Annotated in this window: 15 protein-coding genes and 1 pseudogene; all 16 read right to left on the reverse strand. The window is 56.3% G+C overall.

What is annotated here, in order from left to right; genetic code table 11:
• Nucleotides 1-19: 19 nt before the first annotated feature.
• Nucleotides 20-754: a TIGR03936 family radical SAM-associated protein gene (locus tag MNU25_RS00230; RefSeq protein ID WP_240983239.1), complete on the reverse strand. Its 735-nt coding sequence runs from the start codon at nt 752-754 to the stop codon at nt 20-22.
• Entirely contained in the window at nt 751-2,607 is a 1,857-nt protein-coding gene (locus tag MNU25_RS00235) for a TIGR03960 family B12-binding radical SAM protein (RefSeq protein ID WP_240983240.1), read from the reverse strand. Before MNU25_RS00235 ends, MNU25_RS00230 begins: the two co-directional genes overlap by 4 nt.
• Before the next feature lie 112 nt (nt 2,608-2,719).
• Nucleotides 2,720-3,607 (reverse strand): M50 family metallopeptidase, encoded by an 888-nt coding sequence (locus MNU25_RS00240; RefSeq protein ID WP_240983241.1) that lies wholly within the window; start codon nt 3,605-3,607, stop codon nt 2,720-2,722.
• A 73-nt stretch (nt 3,608-3,680) separates the two neighbouring features.
• Complete coding sequence (locus MNU25_RS00245) at nt 3,681-4,430, reverse strand: murein hydrolase activator EnvC family protein (RefSeq protein WP_240983242.1); 750 nt, start codon at nt 4,428-4,430, stop codon at nt 3,681-3,683.
• A 114-nt stretch (nt 4,431-4,544) separates the two neighbouring features.
• A complete protein-coding gene (rodA, locus tag MNU25_RS00250) occupies nt 4,545-5,678 on the reverse strand; it encodes a rod shape-determining protein RodA (protein WP_240983243.1) in 1,134 nt (377 codons plus the stop codon).
• Between the two features lie 177 nt (nt 5,679-5,855).
• The gene (gene minE, locus MNU25_RS00255; RefSeq protein WP_240986671.1) at nt 5,856-6,134 is read right to left on the reverse strand and encodes a cell division topological specificity factor MinE; all 279 of its coding nucleotides are present in this window, start codon (nt 6,132-6,134) and stop codon (nt 5,856-5,858) included.
• A gap of 29 nt (nt 6,135-6,163) precedes the next feature.
• Nucleotides 6,164-6,958 (reverse strand): septum site-determining protein MinD, encoded by a 795-nt coding sequence (gene minD, locus MNU25_RS00260; RefSeq protein ID WP_240983244.1) that lies wholly within the window; start codon nt 6,956-6,958, stop codon nt 6,164-6,166.
• An 18-nt stretch (nt 6,959-6,976) separates the two neighbouring features.
• Nucleotides 6,977-7,651: a septum site-determining protein MinC gene (gene minC, locus MNU25_RS00265; RefSeq protein ID WP_240983245.1), complete on the reverse strand. Its 675-nt coding sequence runs from the start codon at nt 7,649-7,651 to the stop codon at nt 6,977-6,979.
• A gap of 170 nt (nt 7,652-7,821) precedes the next feature.
• Nucleotides 7,822-9,897 carry a penicillin-binding protein 2 gene (gene mrdA / locus MNU25_RS00270; RefSeq protein WP_240983246.1) on the reverse strand — a complete coding sequence of 692 codons (2,076 nt, stop codon included), beginning with the start codon at nt 9,895-9,897 and terminating at the stop codon, nt 7,822-7,824.
• 16 nt (nt 9,898-9,913) lie between these two features.
• The gene (gene mreD, locus MNU25_RS00275; protein WP_240983247.1) at nt 9,914-10,423 is read right to left on the reverse strand and encodes a rod shape-determining protein MreD; all 510 of its coding nucleotides are present in this window, start codon (nt 10,421-10,423) and stop codon (nt 9,914-9,916) included.
• Between the two features lies 1 nt (nt 10,424).
• Nucleotides 10,425-11,291 carry a rod shape-determining protein MreC gene (gene mreC / locus MNU25_RS00280; RefSeq protein WP_240983248.1) on the reverse strand — a complete coding sequence of 289 codons (867 nt, stop codon included), beginning with the start codon at nt 11,289-11,291 and terminating at the stop codon, nt 10,425-10,427.
• Nucleotides 11,292-11,330: 39 nt separating this feature from the next.
• Nucleotides 11,331-12,347, reverse strand: a complete 1,017-nt coding sequence (locus MNU25_RS00285; RefSeq protein WP_240983249.1) for a rod shape-determining protein — start codon at nt 12,345-12,347, stop codon at nt 11,331-11,333.
• 32 nt (nt 12,348-12,379) lie between these two features.
• Nucleotides 12,380-13,063: a RadC family protein gene (gene radC / locus MNU25_RS00290; RefSeq protein ID WP_240986672.1), complete on the reverse strand. Its 684-nt coding sequence runs from the start codon at nt 13,061-13,063 to the stop codon at nt 12,380-12,382.
• Nucleotides 13,044-13,668: pseudogene (locus tag MNU25_RS00295) on the reverse strand (Maf family protein). Before MNU25_RS00295 ends, radC begins: the two are co-directional and overlap by 20 nt.
• A 4-nt stretch (nt 13,669-13,672) precedes the next feature.
• Nucleotides 13,673-13,936 (reverse strand): DUF4321 domain-containing protein, encoded by a 264-nt coding sequence (locus tag MNU25_RS00300; RefSeq protein WP_047831374.1) that lies wholly within the window; start codon nt 13,934-13,936, stop codon nt 13,673-13,675.
• 143 nt (nt 13,937-14,079) lie between these two features.
• The gene (aspA, locus tag MNU25_RS00305; RefSeq protein ID WP_240983250.1) at nt 14,080-15,486 is read right to left on the reverse strand and encodes an aspartate ammonia-lyase; all 1,407 of its coding nucleotides are present in this window, start codon (nt 15,484-15,486) and stop codon (nt 14,080-14,082) included.
• Between the last annotated feature and the right edge of the window lie 129 nt (nt 15,487-15,615).

The following is a 15,615-nucleotide window of genomic DNA, read 5'->3' on the forward strand; positions in this document are numbered from 1 at the left end:
TCGTTTTCGCCCGCCGGCTCTAGCGGGCTTCGGACTTCGCTCCCGGCCCCTTGGGTGTATCCAAGGGAGAATAGTTTTGTCCCCGGTACTGAACATAGATCCCCGTTCGCCGGATGCGGGCAGCCTCAAGGTCAAAAGGGAGATTTTCCAGTTCCCGCAGGCTGGCCAGCACTTCCTCCGGGCGGACACCGCCGCTGTTGCCCACCTCGACCTCCAATTCCAGAACCACTTCCTCTCCCTCGATCTCAGCCGTCAACCGCTTGACCCAGGGTCGGATATCTTTTTCGGTCGGGCCTCTTTTGCTGTAGCGGGCGTAGGGAATATGTCCGCGCCCCAGCCAGGCCTGAACCCCTTCCCTCAACCGCTCCGGCCCAATGGGCAGGGCCATGGGCACCCTGATCAGGTAACCGGCAGAATTCAGAATGGCCATCAGGGCTTTGCTCCCCGGAGCTACAACGCTCCCCTCGAGCAGGCGGATTCCGGAAGGCAGCTGTTCCTGCAGCCTTCCCAGGATCTCCCGGATATCCATCTCCTGCCTGAGCTCGATGTCCACATATTCCTTTTGCCCCTCAACTCCCACTGCCAAAGCCGAACCAAAAGAGATCTTGGGGTGCGGGTTAAATCCCTCCGAATAAGCCACAGGGATCTGCGCCCGCCGCATCGCCCTTTCAAAAACCCGGGCTAAATCCAAATGCGCAATAAATTTGGCCGCTTCCATTTTGGAATAGGCAATTCTCAGCCGCATAAAGCTCACCCTTTCAAATCGATCCTGACCCCTCTCCCCGGACAGACCCCGCAGCCGGTGCACTCCGCGAACCGGCAGTCTTGCGTGTTCGCTTCCCGGAGGGCTTTCCAGTGTTCCTGCATTAAGAACTTCTTGCTCACCCCCGACTCCAAATGATCCCAAGGCAAGACATCGTCATAGTCCAAGGTCCGGTTGGCGTAGAAGCCGGGATCCAGCCCCAGCTCCCGGAAACTCTCCTGCCAGAGCCCGTAACGGAACTGCTCCGTCCAGCCGTCAAAACGGCAGCCGGCCCGGCAGGCATGTTCCAGGACATCGGCCAAACGGCGATCCCCCTTGGCAAACACCGCTTCCAAAAAGCTGGTGGCCACATCGTGATAATTAAATTTGATCCGCCGATCTCGCAAACGTTCTTTGAGATACTGCTGCTTTTGGGCCAGAGAAGCCTGCCGCTCTTGGGGTTCCCACTGAAAAGGAGTATGGCTCTTGGGCACAAAAGAGCTGACGGAAACCGTGAGCCGCATATTGCGCACTCCTGACCGCTTGCCCAAATCCAGCACCTTGGCAGCCAAAGCCACCATCCCATCCAAGTCTTCCTGGGTTTCCGTCGGCAGCCCAATCATAAAGTAAAGCTTAATTCCGGACCAGCCGGCGCGGAAAGCGGCCCCCACCGCCGCCATCAGGTCCTCTTCCGTCACTCCTTTATTAATCACGTTGCGCAGGCGCTGCGTTCCGGCCTCGGGCGCAAAAGTCAGACCTGACTTGCGGACTTTCTGCACCTGAGCCGCTAATTCGACGTCAAAAGAATCGATCCGGAGGGAAGGGAGAGATACCCCCACCCACTCCCCGCCGTAGCGGGCGAGAATATCGCCCACGACCGGGCGGATGCAAGAGTAATCCCCCGAAGACAGCGAGGTCAGAGAAATCTCTTCATAACCGGTGGAACGCACCAGTTTTTCGGCCTGTCCCAAAAGCGTCTGCGGGGATCGTTCCCGCACGGGCCGATAAATCATCCCAGCCTGACAGAAACGGCATCCCCGGGAACAACCCCGCATCACCTCAAGCATCATCCGGTCATGGACGATCTCCAAGTAGGGTACAATCGGCTCTGTGGGGAAAAAGGCCTGATCCAGATCTTTGACAATGGCCTTTTCCACAACCCGGGGCACCCCGGGTTCCGCCTCGATCCCTTGCACCCGCCCGTCTTCCCGGTAACTGACTTGATAAAACTCCGGAACGTAGACGCCTTGAACCTGAGCCACTCGCCGCAAAAAATCTGCCCTCGGCCGGGGATTTTCCTTCTGCTCCGCCATCAGGTCTAAAACCTGCGGCAGCTGTTCCTCGCTCTCTCCCAGCAGGAAAAAGTCTATGAAGGGAGCAAGCGGTTCCGGGTTAAAGGCACAAGGTCCTCCCGCGATCACCCAAGGGTCCCCCGCTTTTCGCTTTCCGGACCGCAGAGGAATGCCCGCCAAATCCAACATGTTGAGGACGTTGGTAAAGCTCAGTTCGTATTGCAGGGTGAAACCCAAAACGTCAAAAGTTTTGAGAGGCCGGAAAGATTCCAAGGCATACAAAGGCACCTCGTTTTCCCGCAGCCGTGCTTCCATATCCACCCAAGGAGCGAACACGCGCTCGCAGAGAAAATCCGGAAACGAATTAACCAGGTGGTAGAGGATCCGCGTCCCCAGATGGGACATCCCCACCTCATACACATCCGGGAAGGCAAACGCCATATGGACCCGGGTACTCTCCCACTCTTTATGAATAGAATTCCATTCCGCGCCGAGATAACGCCCCGGTTTCAACACTCGCGTCAAAAAACGGTCAACCTTTCGCCGGATCTCCGCGGCGTTCTGTTCACACATTCTGTTCGAATTTCCTCCCGTAGTTTTTCGCCCGAGCCGGAGCAGCCAGCCACCCTTACCCATTCCGTGCGGTCACGCTGCCTGTCCGTTGTGGCTATATATTATAGCACAACTATCTCGTTTCATAAAGCTTGCCTACGGGGTAATGGATCCCTTCCCGAATCATCCCCTCTAAAATTTCCGTCTCCGTCAAGGTTCCTGCCGCATCAAATTCGGGCCCGGCCAGGGAAACCAGCGCATAACTATCCGGCGTCAACTCTTCCACGACCCGGACCAAGGGAACTTCCCTGCGGACGGTCAGCCAGCGGCTGGGCATCAGCCCCTTGCGTACCAGGTCCTCCTTCTTGTGCGTAAGCTGGCGCAGAAAAACCAGCCGCGCCGTCGCAACCTCCTTCCCGGCTGCCAGCCAAAAAAAACCCGCCAAGAAGAGGAAAAAGAGAGGTCCTTCCCGCAAGCCGCTCCGGGCCCAAATCGTGAGCGCCAAAACGGCTAAACCGCCCCCCAGCCACTGCCCCGCCCGGGCCAGAAACCGTGTCGTCTTGACAAATCCGAACGAACCAGACAAGAGTGCTCTTAACACCCTGCCGCCGTCCAGGGGTAGAACCGGCAGGAGATTGAAAACCGCCAGCCAAAAATTGTAGCGAATAAAATCCGCCGCCCAGAGGCCCTGCCATAGCCCCTGCCGGCGCAAGACTTCTGCCGTGCCCAGAAGCGCCGCATTAAAAAACGGCCCTGCCAAGGCCATGAGAGCCTCCTCACGTTTACGCCCTTCGAAGACATCATCGCAGAGCGCCACCCCGCCCATAGGAAAGATTTCCAGCCCCTTCACCCTGATGCCATGGGCCTTTCCCACCAGCACATGGGCCGTTTCATGCCCTATCACCAGGGCAAAGACCAGAAGAGCCTGGGGTCCCAGCCCCAAAACCCAGTAAAAGGCCAGCATCACGAAAAAAGTGGGATGCACTTTGAGCTGAACGCCGCCTATCGTTCCCACCTGCAACCTCTACACCCCCAAACCCCGTTTTCGGTGCGTCGTTGTTATGAACAGCCGAACGGCTGCCCCGGAGATCAGATTAGGGTTTGCCCGGAGGAGGAATCAAATAGGGCAAGGGATTTAACGGCCTGTTGTCTTTGCGCAGTTCAAAATGGAGCCACGGCTCTTTCAAGGGTGCCGACAAACCCACCGTCCCCACGGTTTGGCCTTGCTTCACCCGTTCTCCCCGGGTCACGGCCACGTCGCCCAAATTGCCCAAGACGGTGCTCCAGCCGTTTCCCAGATCCAACTTGACCACCTTGCCCAGCCTGGGGTCCATAGTGACCGCACTCACAACCCCGTCATAAGGTGAAACGACCGGGGTCCCCAGCGAACTGGCGACATCGATCCCTTCCAGAACGGCTCCGCTGCTGTCCCTCTGTCCGAAACCGGCCACGACTTTCCCCGAGACCGGCGGATAAAACCTGCCCTCCATACTGGCATCCACAGGCAGGGCGGGATTCGTGATCCCTCCCAGACCCATGACTTCTTTGGCCATTCCGTTCAGAGAAAAGAAGTAGTTGCCGCCGGCCATGGCCGCCCGGTAAGCACCCGCGACCCCTACGGACAAAGGATCTCTTCCCCCGGAACCGAAAAAAACCGTAAGAAAAAACAAGGCGGCCAGCAGGGTCTTCTTCTGCCCCCCTGTCCAGTGATCAAAAGCTCCTTGCCAACCCCGGCGACCCCTCGCCGTTTTGGCCCTCGCGGGCGGGCGCGCGTTTCGCCCCCGGCCGAGCTCCTGCACCGCTTTCTCCCATTCCCAGTCATCCCAGCGTTCATACGGGTTCATCCGGCGTCCCCTCACTTCACAACGCATTGGCGAGGCTCGTACACCTCCTACTTCAACCCTATGAAAGAGGACAAAAAAAAAGACCACCCACTTTGGTCTTTTTCCCCGGACAGATTAGAACAAAAGCTTCTGCCGCCTCAGATTAACGCTCAAAAGTAATCCCGCCGCCGCCATATTGGCCCACATGGTGCTCCCCCCGTAACTGATCAGAGGCAAGGGAATCCCGGTAACCGGCATGATTCCGGAGGTCATCCCGACATTGATCAGAATGTGAAAAACGAACATGGCAACCACCCCGGTCGAAAGCAGCATCCCGTACAGATCCCGGGATTTGGCGGCGATGCCCACCGCCCTGAGGATGAAAATCAAATAGATAAACAAGAGAGTCACGGCCCCGATAAAACCAAACTCTTCACCGACGATCGAAAAGATAAAATCCGTATGGTGCTCGGGCAAAAAATTAAACCGTCCCTGAGTACCCTGCCGGTAACCCTTGCCCCACAACCCTCCCGAACCGATGGCCCAGATCGATTGGGTCACATGATAGCCGCCTCCTGTGGTATCCGCCGCCGGGTTCGCAAAAATGATCAGGCGCTGCAGCTGATAGTCCTTGAGGGGAAGCGGCAAGCCGTGTGCGAAATGAAGCCAAAGAGCCAAGCCGACCACCAGGACCGTCCCCAGCACCAGTGAGCCGAACTTCCGGGGATTCGCCCCGGCGACAAACATCATGACGATAAAGATGGCGACGAAAACCATGGATGTTCCCAAGTCCGGCTGCTTATAAACCAAAACCAGCGGGACCAGTACGAAAAGAAACGGCGCCAGGAAGTCCCGGAAGCGGTTGAGTTTTCCTTGCCGCTTCGCCAGAAAGTCCGCCAGGGTAATGATGATAAAGAGCTTAGCGAACTCCGACGGTTGGATCGAGACCGTGGACGTGATCGGAATCCAACGCGTCGCTCCTTTAGCGCTTGATCCCACAAAAAGAACCGCCGCCAGAAGTATCAGATTGATGCCGTACAGGGCCCAGGTAAACCTGCGTATTTTCTCGTAATCAAAGGCTGCGACCGCCGCGACCAAGACCAGACCCGTCACGATCCAAACCGCTTGCAGTTTGACATAGTGATACGGATGACCCGGGTCCACGTTCAGCGAGGCCGTACTGAGAATAAACAGACTCGCTCCCAAAAGGAGGCCGAAGAAGAGCAGAAACAAAAAGTCGAGGTTTCGGAAAATGCGCCACTCGGACATGAGTTATCCCCTTTTACACGCAGCTTGTATTTGTCGCCGCAACCATTATAGCACATTCTCCTCCGCAATAAGGAGTTCGCGTTGATTTATCGCATATTCTTCGGCGCAATAAAGAATCCGCGCTAAATTGGATCATTCTTGGCCTCTCGCCCCAAACTGGCCCCGGCTTTTTTCTCCTCAGCTCCTAACGGAGTAATCCCGTTTCATGCGGGTGATCGGGATACTGGCTACCAAGGCGACCTCCCGGTCATCTTGGCTCAGGTTGACCTCCATACACGATTCATCGATATCCATATAGTTAGAGATCACCCGAATAAGATCCTCTTTCAGCTTGTTGAGCATCTGGGGGGAAATACTGGCCCGATCATGAACGAGAACAAGGCGCAGACGCTCTTTGGCAATATTCTTGCTTGAGGTGTTCTCCTTGCCCAACATGCGGTTAATGAATTCCAACAAGGACATATCCTCCCCTCCTAACCGGGTGCCTAGTGTAAGCCAAGCAGCTTCTTGAATTTATTCATCAGTCCGTCAGGTATATCCAGGTTCATGAGCGCAACCTGCTCACCGCGAATACGCCTCGTAATCCGCCGGTAAGCCTCGCCGGCTTTTGACCCGCGGTCCAGCACAGCCGGCTCTCCCTTGTTCGTCGAGACAATGATACTCTCGTCCTCAGGCACGACTCCCAAAAGCTCTATGGCTAAAATATCCAGAATGTCCGCCATGTCCATCATGTCCCCGTGTTTAACCATGAGCGGCCGGATCCGGTTGATGATCAAACGCGGATTGCTCAACTCGGACGCCTCCAAGAGACCGATGATGCGATCGGCGTCCCGTACGGCACTCATTTCCGGAGTGGTCACGACCACCGCCCGATCCGCCCCGGCAATCGCGTTTTTGAAGCCCTGCTCGATTCCCGCGGGACAGTCAATAATAGCGTAATCGAAGTCTGTCCTCAGCTCGTCGCTCAAGACCTTCATCTGCTCCGGGCTTACCGCCGTCTTATCTTTCGTCTGGGCCGCGGGCAAGAGATAGAGATTCTCAAAACGCTTGTCCTTAATCAAGGCCTGCCGCAGGCGGCAGTTGCCGCTCGTCACATCGACAATGTCATAGACGATTCGATTTTCCAGACCCATAACCACATCCAGATTGCGCAAACCGATATCGGTATCAACGAGGACCACCTTTTGCCCGGCAGAAGCCAGCCCCGTTCCCAGATTAGCCGTGGTCGTGGTTTTGCCCACGCCACCTTTGCCGGAAGTCACGACAATTACCTCACCCATGTTTCCTTACTACCTCCCTTATCTTAACGAACTTCTCCACATCGTGCCGGTTAAGCGTTCGACGAAGAGTTGGCCATTCTTTATTCGGGCAATTTCCGGTCCCACGGTCTCCGTTTCCTCATCGGGACCCCTGGCGACCAGATCCGCAATACGCAGCTGAGTCGGCATCAAATGGCCCGCACTCACACTTGCCCCCCTGTCACCGGCCGCGCCGGCATGCGCCACCCCGCGCAAGGTTCCTAAAACCACGATATTTCCGCCGGCAACAATCTCAGCTCCGGGGTTAACGTCCCCCAAAACTACAACATTTCCCTCGTACTGAACGCTATGGCCGGAACGCAGAGTCCGATCGACAAAAAGACACGACCCTTCCGCCATCCCCTCTTCCTGCCAGGGAGGAGACTCCTTTGGATTCAGGACGACCGCACCCGCATAGACCTCTTCGGGTTTCAGCCACCCGGCGAGTTCCACCCGATACTCGCCTAACAGTTCGCTCAGAGCCCGTAACTCCTCATCGGAATATCCCTTCTCTCCGGCAAAGCAGCGCACAGACGCCCCCCGCAAGAACTCCGTCGATTCCCTCAAATACCTTGTCAATTCTTCCAATACAACGCTGAACTCCACCCCCGGATCAAAATAAAGTATGAGTCCGTCCCGGGTCCCCTTCAAAGCGATGTGTTCCATTCGGGTCAAAGCCAGTCCTCCAGTGTCTGAGAATTTTTACGTTTTTTGGGAGTGCTCGTCCATGTTCGACGCGTATTGATCTCTGAACGCTGATATAAGTTCTACAGGCTGAGGGGAATTCCCTTTTTCCCAATGAAAAAAACGAGGACCAATTTCCTCGTTTTTTCAACCCCGCTTGGTTATTTCCAACCGAAATATGCCTTAAAAGCCGCCTTACACACCATTCCGGCTGAATCCACCCCGTGATTGGCATATTCGACAACTCCGGCGAAGGCGATCTGAGGATGATTGTAGGGCGCAAAGGCGACAAACGTCCCGTTGTACGTCTGAGCGGCCAGAGTATTCTTTGAACCCAGCTGGGCTGTTCCCGTCTTGGCCCCGCCGGAAAACCCGGGCACATCCCCGAAGATGGCTCCCGTTCCATAGGCGGTCGTATCGGACATGGCTTTCTTGACAATATCCAAATCTTTCTGGGAAACATCAAGGGTGTTTAAAAGTTTGGGCTGGTACTGCCTGATCACTTTCCCGGTCACCGGATCCGTAATTTCATTGACAATGTAGGGTTGATAATGCTTCCCTCCGTTAACAATAGTCGCCACATAATTCGCCAGCTGCAAGGGCGTATAATAGTTATATCCTTGTCCGATGGCGTTGTTGAAGCTGTCGTAAAGGTGCCAATCGACATTTTGGGCCACCATCTGATTATACCAGACATTGGCGTCGTTCTTTTGCACCGCCTCTTCCTGCTGCAGCTTGGCTTTTTGCTTTGCATCCGTCGCCTTAGAGATCTCGGCGCCGTATTTTGTTTCAATAGCGGCCAGTTTCTCCTGCAGCAATTTCTTGTAATAGGGTTCATAATAAGCTTTCTTCCAAGCCGGAGAAGGCGCAATCCCCTTCGCCTCGCCCGGAAGGTCCACCCCGCTGTACTCACCCAGTCCCGCCTCATTGGCCAATTGCTTCACCAGCCCGGGGTTGGCCTTAAAAACCCGGGCCCCCACGACCTGAAAATAGATGTCCGAGGACATGGCGATGGCTTTATAGAGATCCACCTGCCCGAAATAGTTGCCTCCCCATTCGCTGAAGCCCTGAGCCTGCGCGGACGCCGAACCCAAGGAAGACTTGACATCGTTGATCGTCTCGGTCGGCGTTACGACCCCGGCTTTGAGCGCCGCCAGGGCGGTGATCATTTTAAACGTCGAGCCGGGCGCATAGAGCCCGGTCAAAGCCCGGTTGAAAGAAGCCGCGTCTTTGTCCTGAAAATACTTGTAGGCAGTCGCCGCCGAGATATTTCCGATCAGAGCGTTTGGATCCATAGCCGGTTCGGAAGCCATGGCTAGGATCTGGCCGGTGTTGACATCGATCACCACCGCCGCCCCGGCTTTGGCGTTCGGATTCTGCCGCTGCAGCCCCTTAATGATCTGCTCCAGTGAGTTCTCGACCACACTTTGGAGCTTGGCGTCCAGGGTCAGATGAATCGTTTTTCCGGGTTGAGGCTGTTTGAGCACTGTCTTAGCCACCGGACGGGCATTGTTGTCCACTTCGACTTGTTCTTCGCCTTCCACACCGCGCAGCCAAAAATCATAGGCTTTTTCCACTCCCATCTTCCCGACCATATCCCCCGGCTGGTAACGAAAACCTGCCTTCTTAGCGTCCGGATTCTCGTCGAACTGACTGATCTCCCCTTTGCTGATCTGCCGGACATAGCCGAGAACCTGCCCGGCCAAAGTGTGCTGCGGGTAATAACGGACAGGAACCGCGTCCACGCTGACTCCCGGCAGTTCCTCCTGGTGTTCGGCCACCGTCGCGCGCAGCGTCTTGGGCACGTTCTGCAGAATCGTCATCGGCCGATAGCGCACCCATTGATGGTCTTGAATCATGACCAGGATGTCCTCTTCAATATTCTGGACGGATTCGGCCTGATTCGGCCAGTAAGGCTTGACAAAGCCCGCCAAGCGCAAAATGACATCCTTCCAGTCCGCGCTCATCGATTTCTGCAGATCGAGCCAGTCCAAGGTCAAAGCGAATTCAGGCACACTGGTCGCCAGGAGTTCCCCGCTCCTGTCCACAATATCTCCGCGGGTCGCCGGCAGAGGTACGAGCCTCATGACATTCCCCCGCGCCATCGCCGCGTAATAAGAACCCTCCGCGATCTGCAAGTGCCACAGGTTAAAGATCAGGATGCCGAAAACCAGGAACACCACCGCCGTCAAGCCTCTCAGCCTGCGTCTGAACGGTTTGCGCTCTTTTTCCTCCACGAGACCTCACTCCCTTTCAGCGTTCATACTTGGCCTGGTACCTCAGCCAGCCCTGCATAAACGAGCGATGAATCCAGGGATATGTGACCAAAACCAGGACGGCATTGTAAACGGAAACCCCCAGCACAACGCGGAAAATATCTCCCGCCGACCAACTCAGCCCAGCCCCGAACCCCAAAAAACCGATCAGGAGCTGCCCGACCGCCGTGACCAAAAAAACGAGCAAGACCGTCAAGATAAAATTTTCCCGGTACCAACGGCTGTTCAGGTAGAGGGTCAGGAGCGCCACAACAGTCAGGGTCAGGGAGTACATACCGACAAAATGCCCCAAATAGAGATCTTCTACCAACCCCGCCCCCAAACCCCAGGCCAGAGCGCTGGCCGGCCGGCTGTGCTGAGCAATGTAGATGACGAGGAGCATGGTTAAATCCGGCTTGATTCCGGACCAGGCCAACAGGTGGAACAGCGTCCCCGGAAGAACCAAAGTGAGAAAAAGAAGAAAAGCCAAAATCAGAAAGCGTCTCATTTCACTTTCCCCCAACCGTCTTCACGATATAGACTTCTTCCAGGGAATCAAAGTTCACCAGGGGGTCAATATACGCTGTTTTTAGAAGGCCGGTTTTGTCCAGCTGTACTTCTTGGACCTTGCCTACGGGTATATCCACCGGGTACACCCCTCCCAAGCCTGAGGTCAGGACCAAGTCCCCGACGTTGACCTTGTCGGCACGGCGAAACAGCATCTCCAGGTGCCCGGTCGAGGTCAGCCGCGATCCCGCCTTGTAGGTGCCCTGAACGATGCCGAAGGTGGGGTTGCCGGAGCTCCCCCGCACCAGGGCGCTCACCTGTCCCTGCCCGTCCGTGATCAGCAGCACTTCGGCTGTCTTAGCCGTCACGGATACCACCTTGCCTACCAAGCCCAAATTCGCGATGACCGGATCATTGACCGCCACTCCGTCCGCACTGCCCCGATTCAGGGTCAGAGTCTGATACCAGGCCGTCGGATTGCGGTCGATGATCGTCGCCCCCACCTTCGCGTACTTGTCCAGAGCGGGACTGCGAAACTCCCCTTGGTCGAGAGCCGCATAGCGCATTCCGGCCAGAATCTGTTCCTTGAGACTCAGGTTCTCCCCCGTCAGTTTGTTCACGTCCCGCCGCAGAGCCACATTTTCCTTCTCGACCTGGTCGAAGCTCCAGAGGGCGCGTGTATCTCTCTTAATCCGGTTACCCACACTGAGAATAACGTTTTCCACCGGACTCGCCAGCCGTTGGATCACCCCCCCCACCGGATTGGGAAAAGTTCGGCCCAAACCGGTCAAACGCATGCTCACCAGAATACCCAACAATAGAAAGAAGACGAGAACCGCGATTCCCGTCAGATTAACCCTTCTCCCCACCGTGCTTTCCCCCAGCTTCCACACTTTTCCCTCAGCCGACTAACTTTTCTGCAGAGAGGAGATTTTCTTCATGATTTCGCTGTCTTCTAAAACCCGCCCCGTCCCCAGAGCGACGCAAGACAAAGGATCCTCCGCCACGTGCACCGGGATGCAGGTCTCATCCGCGATGAGTTGATCGAGATGGCGTAAGAGAGATCCTCCCCCCGCCATCATAATTCCGCGATCCATAATGTCGGCCGCCAACTCGGGCGGTGTCTTCTCTAAACAGGATTTAATCGCATCCACGATCGCCATCACCGGCTCCTGCAGGGCCTCCTGGATCTCCTCCGCCGTCACTTCAATGGTCTTGGGCAGTCCGGTCAAAAGGTCCCGGCCGCGTACCGCATAAGTAATCCCTTTTTCCGCCATATAAGCCGAACCGATCTCCGTCTTGATGTCCTCGGCGGTACGGTAACCGACCATGAGGTTGTAACGGCGTTTGATGTGCGCCACGATGGCGTCGTCCATCTCATCCCCTGCCACCCGGATAGAGCGGCTGGTCACGATCCCTCCCAGAGAAATTACGGCCACTTCGGTGGTGCCGCCGCCGATATCGACAATCATGTTTCCGGTCGGCTCACTGACCGGCAACCCCGCCCCAATAGCGGCCGCCATAGGTTCCTCCATAATGATGGGGTCTTTAGCTCCCGCCGCCAGCGCGGCTTCTTTCACCGCCCGTTCCTCAACAGGCGTCACCCCGGAGGGAACGCAAATCACCACCCGGGGACGGGCGAAAGGCGAATCGGAACCCAGAGCCCGGGAAATAAAATATTTCAGCATTTTCTGGGTTACGTTAAAATCCGATATGACTCCGTCTTTGAGGGGACGAATGGCCACGATGTGACTGGGCGTGCGCCCGATCATTTCTTTCGCCTTGTCTCCCACAGCGAGGGGGGCCTTATTGTCCATATCCATGGCGACGACCGACGGTTCCCGCACGACGATTCCCTTCCCGCGCACGTGGACCAAGGTGTTGGCCGTACCCAAGTCGATCCCTAAATCTTTGCCAAAGCGCATTATTGAATAACCCCTTCCCTGAACCAGACTACTTATAATATTCCTCGTTCTTTAAGGCTTATGTACCTGTTATCTCCAATAATTACATGATCTAGCACTTCAATCCCTAACAGTGATCCGCCCTCGGCCAAGCGCCGGGTCACCTCGACATCCTCTTGGCTCGGCGTCGGATCCCCGCTCGGGTGGTTGTGCAAGAGGATAATCGCGTTGGAGTTGCGGCGGATGGCCTCTTTAAAACACTCCCGCGGATGGACCAGGGAGGAATTTAACGAACCCACCGAAATCGGGGTAATGCCGAGGACGTGGTTTTTCGTCGTCAGACTCACCACCCGGAAATGTTCCCGGTCCAGATAGCGCATTTCCTCCATCACCAAATGAGCGACATCCTGAGGGGAATTGACCACCGGTCTTGTCAAAGGGTCAGTCGTCACACAACGCCGGCCCAATTCCAGGGCCGCTTTGATGACCGAAGCTTTGGCCTGGCCCAAACCGTGCTGCCGGGCCAAGTCGTGAACCGTCTGCCGGCCCAAACCGGCCAGACCGCCTGATTCCGTGAGCAGCCGCTCCGCCAAGTCCAAAACATTTTCCCCTTTGCAACCCGTGCGCAGAAGGACCGCCAAAATCTCCCGGTTGGACAGCGCTTCCGGACCCAGCCGGAAAAGCCGTTCCCGGGGAAACATCTCCTCAGGCAAATCTTTAAGCCGCCGGTAATCCATCATCCACCTCACGCAGGGCGATGCCTTTCCTGCCGAATCCCCCACGCCTCGAGCCGCTCCGCCACATACTCCATGGGCAAGCCGATGACATTGCTCAAAGAACCTGTGAATTCCCGGACAAAAGCCCCGGCCGGCCCCTGGATACCATAGGCCCCAGCTTTATCCAAAGGCTCGCCGGTCCGGACATAGGCTGCAATCTCTGCCGGGGAAAGGTCACGAAAGCACACTCTCGTCTCCACCCAGCCGGACTCGAGGCGGACTCCGTCACGGAGTGCCACTCCGGTCAGAACCGAGTGTTCCTTGCCGCTCAGCCTCAGCAGCATGGCCGCCGCTTCCTCCGCTCCCGCCGGTTTTCCCAGAGTCTGCCCGCCGAGCACGACCAGCGTATCCGCGGCCAAAATCACGTCCTCATGCCCGCCCCCGTCCTTTAGCCACCGGACCAGACCCGCTTCGGCTTTCCATTCGGCCAAGATACGCACCCCGGTCTCGGGCGGTATCCCCGCGGGCAATTCCTCCTTCACCGTCGGAAAGACCAGCGCAAACTCATAACCCCAGTCGCCGAGGAGCATTCGCCTTCTCGGAGAGGATGAGGCCAGAACAAGCATGAGATTACCACTTCCTTGACAGGTAATACCCTCCCAGAGCCCCCAGCAAGGTGGCGGCCGTGATGTTCAGGCGAAAGCCAAAGGACAGAGAGAGGAAAAAGAAATCCAAATAGGTGTGTGACGGGACGTCGATTACGGCCGGCCGCAAAAAAGGAGTCAAAATCCCATATTTCTCTAAGCCGAAACCAACCAAGGTACCTAACGCGGCCCCTGAGAGAATCAGCAGGATCGCCCTGCCTGTACCGGACGAGTTACGGCCAACCGCCATCTTTCGACCCCCAACACTCACAGAAACGAGCCAGGGCCGAGAGCTCCTGGCTGCAGAATACATTAGTCTTAGTGTAGCATTTTCCGAGTGGGTTCGCAAGAAGCAAGAGAAAAGTAGAGAAAACGAGAAACTTAGGGGAAATTCTAGCGTTTGAGCAATTTCGCCCCCGCAATTCCGGGATTGGTCATTTCCAGCGGGTGGAGAATGATGTTCAACTCCTCCTCCGTGAGAACCCCTTTTTCCAGAACTATTTCCCGCACGGGGCGCCCGCTGTTGATCGCCTCCTTGGCTATGGCCGAAGCGACCTCATATCCGACATGAGGATTGATCGCCGTAATCACGCCGACACTGTTTTCCACCATCTGCGCACAGCGTTCTCCGTTCGCTGTGATCCCCACGACACAGCGCTCCCGGAAGACCCGAACCACATTGCGCAAAATGTCCAAAGACTGCAGGAGATTGAAAACGATCACCGGTTCCATGACGTTCAGTTCCAGCTGTCCCGCCCCGCAGGCCAAAGACACGGTCAAATCGTTCCCCTGCACCTGAAAAGCCACTTGGTTGACCACCTCGGGGATCACCGGGTTGACTTTCCCGGGCATGATGGACGACCCCGGTTGCTGCGGCGGCAGGTTGATCTCCTTGAGACCTGCCCTCGGCCCGGAGGCCATGAGCCGGAGGTCATTGGCTACCTTCGACAAATCCACCGCCAGAGTCTTCAGGGAACCGGAAACCTCCAAAAAAGCATCCGTGTTCTGGGTGGCATCCACCAGATTTTCCGCCCGCCGTAAGGGCAGACCGCTGATTTCCCCGAGGATATCGGTCACGCGCGCGATATAGGCCGGGTCGGCGTTCAGCCCGGTTCCTACCGCCGTCGCGCCCATATTGACCACTTCCAAGGAAGTGACAGCGTTTTCCAGGCGTTTCCTGTCCCGTCCAATCATCCGGGCATAGGCGGAAAACTCCTGGCCCAAGCGGATGGGCACCGCATCCTGCAAATGCGTCCGCCCCATCTTGAGAACCCCGTCAAATTCCTCCGCTTTCCTCTCGAAAGCCTGCCGCAGCTCGGACAACCCGGAGAGCAAGGCCTGACTGACATTGAGACAGGCGATGCGGACAGCGGTGGGAAAGACATCATTGGTACTCTGCCCCATGTTGACGTGGGAATTGGGATGAACTCTGGCATAATCCCCCTTTTCCCCCCCGAGAATTTCAATCGCGCGGTTCGCGATCACCTCATTGGTATTCATGTTCATCGACGTGCCGGCCCCTCCCTGGATCACGTCGACAACAAAAGACTCATGCAAACGGCCGGAGGCGATTTCCTCGGCCGCTTGCACAATGGCCTCACCGATCGTCTTGTTTAAAGATCCGGTCTCCATATTGGCCCGTGCGGCGGCTGCCTTGACCAAAGCCAGACCACGGATGAGTTCCTCATGAGGCCGGTACCCCGTAATCGGAAAATTATCAACCGCCCGCAGCGTCTGAATCCCATAATAAACCTCATCGGGCACCTCGCGGGAGCCCAAGAAATCCTTTTCCTGGCGCATAAACTTTACCTCTCTTTGCGAATAATGGACCATGGACCACGGATAAGGGGCCATGGATTATGTATACATTATACAGTATTCTCTTCTCTTTGTCAGCAGAAGTGATCAAAAAAGGGAATTCCCCGGGTT

This window comes from Acididesulfobacillus acetoxydans (assembly GCF_902729405.1).
Lineage (GTDB): Bacteria > Bacillota > Desulfitobacteriia > Desulfitobacteriales > Desulfitobacteriaceae > Acididesulfobacillus > Acididesulfobacillus acetoxydans.